The 11922-nt window shown below is 55.5% G+C and carries 8 protein-coding genes; 7 read left to right on the forward strand and 1 reads right to left on the reverse strand.

The genetic code is table 11. The annotated features are described in order from the left end of the window. Positions 1–26: 26 nt before the first annotated feature. On the forward strand, positions 27–3125 hold the full coding sequence (locus tag AC6IZD_RS06605) for a PEP/pyruvate-binding domain-containing protein (protein ID WP_497786895.1): 3099 nt from the start codon (positions 27–29) through the stop codon (positions 3123–3125). Positions 3126–3165: 40 nt separating this feature from the next. Here AC6IZD_RS06605 and AC6IZD_RS06610 read toward each other — a convergent pair whose 3' ends face one another. Continuing rightward, positions 3166–4161, reverse strand: a complete 996-nt coding sequence (locus AC6IZD_RS06610) for a zinc-dependent alcohol dehydrogenase family protein (RefSeq protein WP_497786896.1) — start codon at positions 4159–4161, stop codon at positions 3166–3168. 480 nt (positions 4162–4641) lie between these two features. On the opposite strand from AC6IZD_RS06610, the gene AC6IZD_RS06615 reads away from it, so the two are divergent. The 6 genes from AC6IZD_RS06615 to AC6IZD_RS06640 all read left to right on the forward strand — a co-directional run bounded on the left by AC6IZD_RS06615 (position 4642) and on the right by AC6IZD_RS06640 (position 11839). Continuing rightward, positions 4642–6639, forward strand: coding sequence for an alkaline phosphatase family protein (locus AC6IZD_RS06615; protein WP_497786897.1), 1998 nt, complete (start codon positions 4642–4644; stop codon positions 6637–6639). Between the two features lie 156 nt (positions 6640–6795). Beyond that, positions 6796–8223 carry an adenosylhomocysteinase gene (ahcY, locus tag AC6IZD_RS06620; protein ID WP_497786898.1) on the forward strand — a complete coding sequence of 476 codons (1428 nt, stop codon included), beginning with the start codon at positions 6796–6798 and terminating at the stop codon, positions 8221–8223. A 155-nt stretch (positions 8224–8378) separates the two neighbouring features. Next, on the forward strand, positions 8379–9152 hold the full coding sequence (gene rfbF, locus AC6IZD_RS06625; protein WP_497786899.1) for a glucose-1-phosphate cytidylyltransferase: 774 nt from the start codon (positions 8379–8381) through the stop codon (positions 9150–9152). After that, a complete protein-coding gene (rfbG, locus tag AC6IZD_RS06630) occupies positions 9143–10231 on the forward strand; it encodes a CDP-glucose 4,6-dehydratase (RefSeq protein ID WP_497786900.1) in 1089 nt (362 codons plus the stop codon). Before rfbF ends, rfbG begins: the two co-directional genes overlap by 10 nt. Continuing rightward, positions 10228–11574, forward strand: a complete 1347-nt coding sequence (gene rfbH / locus AC6IZD_RS06635) for a lipopolysaccharide biosynthesis protein RfbH (RefSeq protein WP_497786901.1) — start codon at positions 10228–10230, stop codon at positions 11572–11574. Before rfbG ends, rfbH begins: the two co-directional genes overlap by 4 nt. Positions 11575–11647: 73 nt before the next feature. Beyond that, positions 11648–11839 carry a hypothetical protein gene (locus tag AC6IZD_RS06640; RefSeq protein WP_497786902.1) on the forward strand — a complete coding sequence of 64 codons (192 nt, stop codon included), beginning with the start codon at positions 11648–11650 and terminating at the stop codon, positions 11837–11839. Positions 11840–11922: the final 83 nt, after the last annotated feature.

Genomic DNA, 11922 nt, shown 5'->3' on the forward strand with positions numbered 1-11922 from the left:
AGCGCGACGAGCCTTCGCCATGTACTATGTTCCGCGAACCGTTTGAATTGGACGCCATGTCGCCAGTCGAAGCCGCGAATGCGAAGCTGTTTGCCGATCCGGAGCGCTTGTTTGAAGGCTTCGAGAATCTTATGCCGTTTCGCGTGCAGGACATCCTGCTCGTCTCGAGCCTGTATGACTCGTTCATGTTGCGCGAAGATGGCCGCCTGAATGAGTTGCTGATCGGCGAGTCGATTGAGCTGCATCTGCAGCACACGCCTGAAATCACCCACGTAACCACCGCATCCGAGGCGCTGGAACTTGCTCGCACGCAGCCGCGTTACAACCTGATTATCGCCAACGTGCACCTTGGTGACATGGACTGCCTCGATCTGGCAGCCGCGGTGCGGCGAGCGGGCATGGACATTCCGATTGCAGTGCTGGCATTCGATCATCAGGAAGTGCAGGCGCTCATGGCCCGCAGTGCGCAGGATGGACAGAGTCTGAGAGGAATAGAGCAAGTCTTCCTGTGGCAAGGAAATCCGCGATTGCTGCTGGCGATTGTGAAGTCAATCGAGGATCGCCGCAATGTTGCGCACGACAGTCAGAAGATGGGCGTTCCTGTCGTATTGGTGGTGGAAGACGATGTGCGCTACTACTCAGCGCTGCTGCCAGAAATTTACACGGCACTCATTACACAGTCGCGTCGGGTGCTGAGCGAAGGTTATAACCTGGCTCACAAACTTGTACGCATGCGCGCGCGTCCGAAGATCCTGCTTGCACAGGATTACGAAAGCGCAAGCGGGATTGTGGAACGCTATCGCGATTATCTGTTTGGCGTTGTGTCGGACGTGGAGTTTCCTCGCGAGCGACATCTCGACCCTGAAGCTGGTTTTGAACTCGCTCGACTTGTGCGAAGGACGATTCCGGATATCCCTGTAGTTCTGCAGTCAAGTGATTCTCAGTTCCAGACGCGGGCGAATGCAGAGGGATTCGCATTCTTGCGTAAAGGGTCTGACACGCTGCTGGCCGATATGCGAAAGCTGCTGACGCACGAGTTCGCATTCGGCGATTTCGTTTTCAGGCTTGCGGACGGAAGGGAAGTAGGACGGGCCAGCGATCTTGATCAGATGGAGTCGCAACTTCGCCATATCCCCGTCGAATCGCTGATCTTTCACGGCGAGCGCAATGACATATCGCACTGGTTGATTGCACGTACGGAGTTGGCACTGGCCGAAAAACTTCGTCCTCGGCGGGTAGTGGATTTCAAAGATGCGGAGGCGCTCAGAGCGCTGTGCGTTCAGACAATTCGAGATTATCGGCGCGAGCAGAAACAAGTGTTGGTAGGCGACTTCGATCCCTCAAACTTCAAGCCTTCTCCGGGATACTTTCTGCGCTTTGGCGCTGGTTCGCTCGGAGGAAAGGCTCGCGGTCTAACGTTTGTTCGACACCTGCTGCACAAGTACAACGTGACTCAGCGATTCCGCGACGTGCGCGTCTCAGTACCCAATACACTGGTGATTGCCAGCGATCTCTTTGAGCAGTTTCTCTCGGAAAATAACCTGGAAGCATTCGCCATCCGCTGCGCGGATGATGAGGAGCTATTGAATCGATTCCTGGCGGCGGCGCTTCCACGCTCTCTTCGGGCTGCGCTGGCGTCCTTTCTTCGCGAGACAAAGGTGCCGCTGGCAGTACGCTCGTCAAGTCTGTTGGAGGACTCGCAATATCAGCCATTCACGGGCGTATATGACACGTTCATGCTCGCAAATAGCGACACTGAGCTGAACACCAGACTCGAAGAGTTGATCGAAGCGATCAAGCGTGTGTATGCCTCCACCTACACACAGCATGCAAAGGGATACATTCACGCAACTCCCTTCCGGTTGGAAGAGGAGAAGATGGCCGTCATCATCCAGGAGGTAGTTGGGGCCGAGCATGGGGCGCGGTATTATCCCGATTTCTCGGGTGTTGTGCGGTCACGGAACTTTTATCCTTCCGAGCCGATGCAGTCGAATGATGGCATTGCTACTGTGGCGTTGGGGCTAGGGCGCACGGTTGTGGATGGCGGCAAGTCACTTTCATTCTGTCCGATTTATCCACGTCACATGATCCAGTTCTCAAGCGTGGAAGACATTCTCCGCAACTCGCAGACGGAATTCATGGCGCTCGATCTCGATGGGCACATCGATCCCGTAGAAGGCGTTTCTGGAAATGGATCGGACGGCGCGGGTGCGCAAAATGGGGTTATGAAAGCCAGAAAAGCAGAGCATGGTCCCGAGCGACTACGGGAGCGGGCGTATTCGGTTCGTGCGGCGGAGAAGGATGGGACGCTACAGTATGTCGCTTCCACCTACTCGCGTGATAACGATGCAATCTACGATGGCTTGAGCCGTCCCGGAGCGCGAGTCATCACCTTTGCTCCGATTCTGAAGCATGAGATCTTTCCCCTGCCTGCGCTGCTCGACTATTTGCAAAAGATGGGTGCAGACGCGCTTGGCCGTCCCGTGGAGATTGAGTTTGCCGTAAGGATGGGAAATTCGACAGAGCCCTCGGAATTTGGGTTCCTGCAAATGCGGCCGCTGATTTGTTCGCGTGAAACCGAGGATTTTGCGATCGAAGCTGCGGATCCAGCGAGCATTCTTTGTCGCAGCTCGAATGTTCTCGGGAATGGACGGATTGAAGACATTCGGGACATCGTAGCGGTGGATTACGAGAGCTTCCACCGTGGCGAAAGCATCAAGGTTGCGGAGATTGTCTCGCGGTTGAATGCGCAGCTTGCGGCTGCAAACACCAGCTATGTCCTGATCGGAGTGGGGCGCTGGGGGTCAAAAGATCCCTGGCTCGGAATTCCTGTTACTTGGGACCAAGTATCCGCAGCCAGGGTGATCGTGGAAGCAGGATTCCGTGACTTGCGTGTCACTCCATCGCAGGGCAGCCACTTCTTCCAAAACCTTACCGCATTTCGAGTCGCCTATTTCACCATCAACCCTGATCTTGGTGAAGGCGTGGTGGATTGGTCATGGCTCGCGCAGCAACCTGCATTGGAGCAGTTTGGCGCCGTGCGGCATATTCGGCTAGAAAAGCCAGTGACTGTGCTCATCAGCGGAGTGCGGGGAGTGGGCGTCATCCTGAAACCCGCTTCGTGATAGCCATCCAAAGTCACGCATTTCGTGCGGGACGAGTTCATCACGCCGCGACTTTGACCACAATCTTGCCTATCTGCGCATTTGATTCAAGATATCTGAATGCATCGACTGTTTGTGCAAATGGGAACACCTTGGCGACCTTGGGCCGGAAACGTCCATCGGCGAGGCGTTTGTAGATGTAACGCTTGGCGGCTGCAAGTCTCTCGGAATTTTGCGTGATCTCCATTAGGGTATATCCGCGAATAGCGAGTCCTTTTGTCAGCGCGACTGTCAGAGGAAATGGCGTGGGCTGCATGGAAAGAGAGCCGTATTCAAAAATGATTCCACCGGGCGCCGCTGCTTCGGCAAGCTTTTGGATGAACGGGCCCGCGACTGGATCGAACGTGACACGTGCGCCTTTTCCGCTGGTAATTTGCTTCACGCGCGCTACGTAGTCTTCTTCTTCAGTGGCAATCACGTGATCGGCTCCAAGCGAGAGTAGCTCGTCCTTCTTCGCGCTTGTTCGAGTGGTGGCGATTGAGATAGCTCCCTCGGCCTTGGCAATCTCGATGGCTGCGATGCCGACACTGCTCGATGCTGCGGGGATTACAACGTAATCACCCTTCGTCAGATGTGCGGTTGGAATGAGCGCTCCATACGCTGTCATGTATTGCATCCATATCGCAGCAGCTTCTTCGGGAGACAACTTGGGAGGGTATTCGCCGAGCGCGTGGGCTGGGGCTAGAACTTCCTCCCCAAGCATACCGTACTGATTCATGGAGAACGAGGGAATTGTCGCGACAGACTTCCCGATCCACGACTTGTCTACATCTGGCCCGACGGCTTCGACCACCCCTGCGGCTTCGTAGCCGATTCCGGTGGGGAGGATCGGTTTGTCGAGGTATTGACCGCGGTAGAACAGAGCTTCAGCGCGATTGAGTCCAACCGCCTTTACGCGCAAGCGAACTTCGCCTTTGCCAGGCTGTCGTGGACTCTCGTCTGTGATCGTCAACACCTCGGGGCCGCCGAGCTTCTCGAAGCGAACTATCTTTGCCATACAGTTTCCATCTCCTGGAGCTTTAGATCGTGACGCATGCACAAACGATTCTGCTGTTGAGATGCGAGTCTGGCGATGACGCCCGAGCGTGCGATGGATGTGGCAGGGGAGTACCTCATTGATTCGTGATGTCTGCAAAGAATTGCAGCGAGCTTGGCGTCTCTGTTTTACGCAATTTCAATCTTCTCGTCACTCGCCGTTAACTTTGGGAGGTTATATCTGCAGCACGGTTGTGGTGCTCCGAGGCTCTAGATCTTGGCAGGAGCCCCCACGCTGGAGGCGTAAATGGAATCCTTCGTTCGTCCTGCGTTCCACTTTTCATCAACAATAACCCTCCTGCTTCGAATCCTCGCTGTACATAGTCAGAGCTAAATCTCCGTTGCACGCCAATCTGCTGATGGTGCCGGCGTGTGCACTTCAGAACAGCCGCACGAACTGTGAGGCCGAGACAAGAGTCTCGCCTTTGAAGGAGTATCCGCAATGAAGAACACAGCTGTGGTCTCTTGGGTGTTTCTGCTGCTTGCGGTGGCCAGCGTGAATCTATTGGCCCAAAACGCAAACAGTCAAAAAGCTGCTCTGCGCAATGTCATTATTTTTGTCGTTGATGGCCTACGGCCGGGATCGGTGAATGTAACGGATGCGCCGACGCTTCTCAGCGTGCGACAGCGAGGAGTGTATTTTGCGAACAGTCACTCCATGTTCCCGACGTTTACGACGGCGAATGCGGCCTCGATCGCGACGGGGCACTACATCGGTGATACCGGAGACTTCAGCAACACCCTGTATTCGGGGTATCCGGTGTTCAACTCTGGAAATTTCGGATTACCGGGGGGAACGGTGACTCCGTTTGTGGAGAATGATCAGATTCTGAGCGATCTTGATGATCACTACAACGGGAATTACCTGAACGAAGAGACGCTGCTCAGTCTGGCGCGAAAAGCTGGATACAACACGGCTGCGATCGGTAAGCTTGGTCCCGTTGCCATTCAAGATGTATCGCAGCTAGATCCCGTTTCGAAAACGTTTGTCGTTCCCCAGACCGTGATTATCGATGATGCGACCGGATCTACATCGGGCGTGCCCTTGAGTGCGGAAGTTATCTCCGCGTTGACGAGCGCAGCGCTAGGAACTGTGCCAACGCCACGCAATCAGCCCTCGGGAAACAACACGACTCCCGGAACTTTGAACGCCAACGTTGGCCAGCAACAGTGGTTTGCCGATGCCACAACCAAGGCCGTGTTGCCGAGCTTTGCGAAGAGCGGGAGGCCTTTCGCATTGGTGTACTGGTCACGTGACCCTGATGGGAGTCAGCACAACCAGGGCGATAGTTTGAACAAGCTGGTGCCCGGCATCAATGGTCCCACCTCAAAGGCTGCGATCAAGAATGCAGACAATAACCTGAAACAGATTTTGGATTACATCAACAGCAATCCTGCCCTTGCGGCGAATACCGATCTGTTCGTGACTGCGGACCACGGCTTTGCAACCATCAGCAAGCATGAAGTAGATGCGCAAGGAACTGCCACCAGGAGCTATGCGGCTTCGTTGATTTACAAGAACCCAGCGGGCGTGCAGGAAGTGAACACAGGATTCCTTCCGGTTGGATTCCTTGCGATCGATTTAGCTCATTTCTTGGGTTTGCCTTTGTTTGACCCGGATAACCAAATCACGGTGGGTGGGCACAAGGCTTACGAGCCTGTCGACCCGACCATCGGACAACAGACCGCAACGGCGAGGCAACATCCAGGCAGCGGTAATGGGCTGATAGGCGGAACGGGAGCGATCCGGGAACGGACAGATGCGAAGGTGGTCGTGGCAGCGAATGGCGGCTCAGACCTGATCTATGTTCCGAGCCACGACTACGAAACGGTGCGTAAGATTGTGGGATTCCTTGCGGGCCAGGACTATGTCGGTGGATTGTTCGTGGACGATAGTTTTGGAGATATACCGGGAGCATTGCCCTTGAGCTCGATCGGGCTGGTGGGTTCGGCCAAGCTTCCGACACCAGCAATCGCGGTGAACTTCAAAACATTTGTGCTGGATCCACAAAACCCGCTGATGACTGCCGTTCAGATTGCAGACTCCACGCTGCAGGAAGGGCAGGGAATGCACGGCACTCTCAGCCGCGACAACACTTTCAACAACATGGCCGCGATCGGTCCGGACTTCAAGCGCGGTTATGTAGATCAGTGGCCCGTGAGCAACGCGGATATTTCCCGGACACTGGCACACATCCTTGGATTCAGTTTCAGTGACAACGGAACTCTGCAGGGTCGGGTTGTGAATGAGGCACTTTCATCCAACGAAGGCAAAGCCGAGCCTGCGGCTGAAAGCCATGTGGCGTTTTCAGCGCCTGCTAGCAACGGGAAGGCTTCAGTGCTGGTGTGGCAGAGGCATGGCCAGCAAAATTACTTCGACACGGCTTGCCTGGCGGATATGACATCGCTTTCGGCAAGGGGCGAAAACCCCTGCCAGTAGTGACGCACCTAGCAGCGGGAGAATAGCGACGGGCCACCTTCACGGTGGCCCGGTTTACATGGAAGTTCAACGTTGTCGTGCCTATCCTGCAACCCCGCCCGGACGTTATAATCTAAGTAACTAAATAGCGCATAGAATCCGCTGGAGGATATTTCTTTGGGATCACAGCTCACGCCAGTTCTTACCGACTTCAAGGTCGCCGACCTTTCGCTCGCCGAGTGGGGCCGCAAGGAGATCTCCATTGCGGAGTCCGAGATGCCGGGCCTGATGGCAATTCGCCGGAAGTACTCGGCAGAGAAGCCTTTGCAAGGTGTTCGCATCAGCGGATCGCTGCACATGACGATTCAGACAGCGGTGCTGATAGAGACCTTGGTGGAGCTTGGCGCTGATGTTCGCTGGGCGAGCTGCAACATCTTTTCAACCCAGGATCACGCTGCGGCCGCGATTGCCGTCGCTGGAACTCCAGTTTTTGCCTGGAAAGGCGAGTCTCTGGAGGAGTACTGGGAATGCACCTACAAAGCGCTGAGCCATGTGGATGGAAAAGGCCCGCAGTTGATCGTGGATGATGGCGGCGACGCTACCTTGCTGATCCACAAGGGATATGAGCTGGAGAACGGCTCCGATTGGGTTAATACGCCCTCCGACTCGCACGAAGAGAAGGTCATCAAGGACCTGCTGAAGAAGATTCACGCGGAGAACCCGCAACGCTGGCACGAGGTTGTGTCCGACTGGCGCGGCGTGTCGGAAGAGACGACGACCGGTGTGCATCGCCTGTATCAGATGAAAGAAAAGGGAACGCTGCTGGTTCCGGCCATCAATGTCAACGATTCAGTTACGAAGTCGAAGTTCGACAATCTCTATGGCTGCCGCGAATCTTTGGCTGATGGCATCAAGCGCGCAACGGACGTGATGGTTGCGGGCAAGGTGGCCGTTATTTGTGGTTATGGCGACGTGGGCAAGGGGTCTTCGCAATCGTTGCGTGGAATGGGCGCGAGAGTGATCGTGACGGAAGTCGATCCGATCAACGCTCTGCAGGCCGCAATGGCCGGATACCAGGTGACTACGATTGAAGACACGCTGGGAACGGGCGACATCTACGTCACCTGCACAGGCAATGTGGACATCATCACCCTTGAGCACATGGAGCGCATGAAGGACCAGGCGATCGTTTGCAACATTGGCCACTTCGATAACGAAATCCAGGTGGATCGCTTGAACAATGCTCCGGGCGTGAAGCGCACGAATATCAAGCCGCAAGTGGATATGTACACCTTTCCGGATGGCCACTCGATCTTCCTGCTGGCCGAGGGACGATTGGTGAACCTTGGCTGCGCGACTGGGCACCCGAGCTTTGTCATGTCGAACAGCTTTGCGAACCAGACACTGGCCCAGATCGACCTCTGGAAGAATCGCGACAAGTATGCCGTGGATGTGTATACGCTTCCGAAGCATCTGGACGAGGAAGTAGCGCGGCTACACTTGGAGAAGATTGGCGTCAAGCTGACGACTCTCACGCAGAAACAGGCTGACTACATCGGGGTTTCGGTAGAAGGCCCGTTCAAACCTGACACGTATCGTTACTAGTGCTGTAGCGGTGCTTTTAGGCCGCGCGTATAGGTAGAAGTTCCTAAACGGAGTCAGGCAAGCCTTACGGCTACGGTGGCCTGGCTCCGTTTTCGTGTGCACGAAATCCATCGGCTAGTGGTACGATTCAGGAATTCTCGAAAGCTAGAGGGCCTATGAAGGCAGTTATCCTGGCTGGCGGTCTAGGCAGCCGCCTGAGCGAAGAAACATCCCAGCGTCCCAAACCGATGGTTGAAATTGGCGGCCTTCCAATGCTTTGGCACGTTATGAAGATATATTCGTCCTATAACGTGAACGATTTCATCATCTGCCTGGGGTACAAGGGATACTTCATCAAGGAGTACTTCGCCAACTACTACCTGCATTCTTCGGACGTCACGTTCGATCTGGGCAAGAACACAATGCAGGTTCACAAGCATTTTGGTGAGCCGTGGCGCGTTACGCTGATCGATACCGGCCGAGAGACGCAGACCGGTGGTCGTATCAAGCGGATTCTGCCTCACGTGAAGGATGATGAATTCTTCCTCATGACATATGGCGACGGCGTGGCGGATGTGGACATAACACGCACCATCGAATTCCATAAGCAGCACGGAAAGCTGGCCACCTTGACTGCCGTGCAGCCTGCCGGGAGATTCGGGTCGCTGATAATGAATGGCGACTCAATCCAAGATTTTCAGGAGAAGCCAGCGGGGGACGGTCAGTGGGTGAATGGAGGCTTCTTCGTACTCTCGCCGAAGGTTGGCAAATACATCGACGGAGACCATACGCCTTTTGAGCAGGATTCCCTGAAGCGGATCGCCAAGGAAGATGAGTTGCGAGCGTTTCATCACCGTGGATTCTGGCAACCGATGGATACATTGCGGGACAAGAACCAACTTGAGGCGCTATGGGCTCGCGGAAACGCCCCGTGGAAGAAATGGACATAAACTTCTGGAGATCGCGGAAAGTACTCGTCACCGGACACACCGGCTTTAAGGGGAGTTGGCTGTCTCTGTGGCTCCTCTCGAACGGCGCAAACGTGTGTGGGTATGCACTGGAGCCTCCGACGGACCCCAGCCTGTACGGGTTGTTGAAGCTGGATAGCGACATGCAATCCGTTCGAGGGGATGTTCGCGACTTGGCGTCCTTGGATCGGTGCATGCAGGAATTCGCGCCCGATGTGGTGATCCACATGGCCGCGCAGCCTTTAGTGAGGCTGTCGTACCAGAATCCGGTTGAGACTTATGAAGTGAATGTAATGGGGACGGTTCACATGCTGGATGCGGTTCGGCGTACGCCAAGCGTCCGAGCTGTGGTCGTGGTGACGAGCGACAAGTGTTATGAAAATCAGGAGTGGCACTGGCCCTACCGTGAGTCGGAGCCGATGGGCGGCCATGATCCTTATAGCAGCAGCAAGGGATGCGCGGAACTTGTGACAGCCGCGTACCGCAGTTCATTTTTCGCTTCTTCGGATCAGGTGGCCGTAGCGTCAGCAAGGGCCGGTAATGTCATCGGTGGGGGCGACTGGGCCGTGGACCGGTTGGTTCCGGACATCATGCGCTCTTTGGGAAAAGGCGAAGTCGCAGGTATTCGAAACCCGAACGCGGTGCGTCCATGGCAGCATGTGCTTGAGCCGCTGTCCGGGTATCTGCAACTTGCAGAGCGTCTGTATGCGGAAGGGCAGACCTATGCCGAAGCTTGGAACTTCGGGCCAGCCGAGTCCGATGCGCGCACAGTGGGAGAACTAGCCAGTCATCTGTCCCAGAATTGGGGAGATGGGGCTGCCTGGCGCATAATCAAGGAAGAGAATGCCAATCATGAGGCGCACCTGCTAAGGCTGGATTCGTCCAAAGCACGAGCCCGGCTGGGGTGGACTCCGCGTTGGAACTTTGACGACACGCTGGCCCGAACGGCGGATTGGTACAAGCAGTTCTATGGCGGCGGCGAGATGCGAGCCTACACGCTTGGGCAGATTCGCGAGTACGAAAGCAAGAGAAGTCAGAAGTCTTCGGATGTGAGTGCATGACCGCAGAAGAATTACGCCTACAGATCCTCCAACTTGTAACGGAATACACACAGCAACGACACGCGCAGCGGCCCTTTGTTCCGGGTGAGACAGTCATCCCTCCTTCGGGCAAAGTGTTTGGAGCCGAGGAAGTTTGTAATGCGGTCGATGCCGCACTCGATTTCTGGCTGACAACAGGTCGATTCAATGCCGAATTCGAACGCAAGCTGGCGAAGTTTCTGGGCGTTCGATGGGCGGCAACGACAAATTCCGGCTCGTCCGCCAATTTGTTGGCGGTGGCGGCGCTGACCTCACCTAAATTGGGAGCGCGTGCGCTGCGTCCGGGTGACGAAGTGATCACGGTCGCCGCTGGGTTCCCGACGACGGTGAACCCGCTCGTGCAGTACGGATTGGTGCCGGTTTTTGTGGACGTAGACATTCCGACGTACAACATTCAGGTTGAGCGGATCGAGTCCGCCATCAGCGACAAGACTCGGGCCATCATGGTTGCCCATACACTGGGAAATCCGTTCGATGTGGCCAAAGTTGTGGACATTGCTCGCAAGCATGGCCTGTGGCTAATTGAAGACTGTTGTGACGCGCTAGGAGCGAAGTACGACGGGAAAATAGTCGGCGGGTTCGGAGACATCAGCACGTTGAGTTTCTACCCTGCACACCACATTACGATGGGCGAGGGCGGGGCTGTCTTCTCGAATAACAATGAACTGAAGGTGCTGGTCGAGTCGTTTCGCGACTGGGGAAGGGATTGCTGGTGCGATCCGGGGAAAGATGGGACCTGCGGAAAGCGCTTCCAGTGGAAGCTCGGCGATCTGCCCGAGGGCTACGACCACAAGTACGTCTATTCCCACGTAGGCTACAACTTGAAGATTACGGATTTTCAAGCTGCAGTGGGATTGGCACAACTTGGGCGCGCAGAGGATTTCATCGCGAAGCGGAAAGAGAATTTCGCCTATTTATACGAGACTCTTAGGCCGTATAGCGAGTTCCTCATAATGCCGGAGGCCACTCCGAACTCGGATCCATCGTGGTTCGGATTCACGATCACGGTGCGTGACAATGCTCCATTTTCGCGGCTCGAACTGCTGAAGTTCTACGACGAGAATAAGATCGGTAGCCGACTGCTGTTCTCAGGAAACATTATCCGCCAGCCTGCCTATAAGAATGTGAATTACCGGGTTTCGGGGTCTTTGAAGAACACGGACACCATCATGAACCAGACCTTCTGGATCGGCGTTTATCCGGGGATCAGCCGCGAAGTGATGGACTTTGTGGCTGAGCGCACGGGGGCGTTCATAAAGAAGGCTGTGCAGGGCTCACCAAGGGGTTCTGCAGCAGCAAAATAGGCGGATCACATCCAGATAAGCGCACCGCGCCCAGTGATTTCCGTCACGGCGCGATTTTGCGTCCGGGACTCTAATGCTTGGGAAAATGGAGGCCCTTATGCTGGTGATGGAAGACGATGCTGCCGTCATGCTGGTTTGCGAGCTGTGTGGTGGGCCGATCCTGCCGGGCCAACCATACGTCAAGCACAAGGATGCGGCGGTCCACTCTGAGTCCGAGGACTGCCATCCGGAGGAAGGCTGGAACCCACATATGGACGTCGAGTGATCACATCTACTCGATTGCGCCTCCGCCAACGGTTTGGCGGGCCGGTTCACGTATGAAGCTGGTAGGATGGGTACGAACCTTCG

It is taken from the genome of Koromonas humicola, from assembly GCF_059726255.1.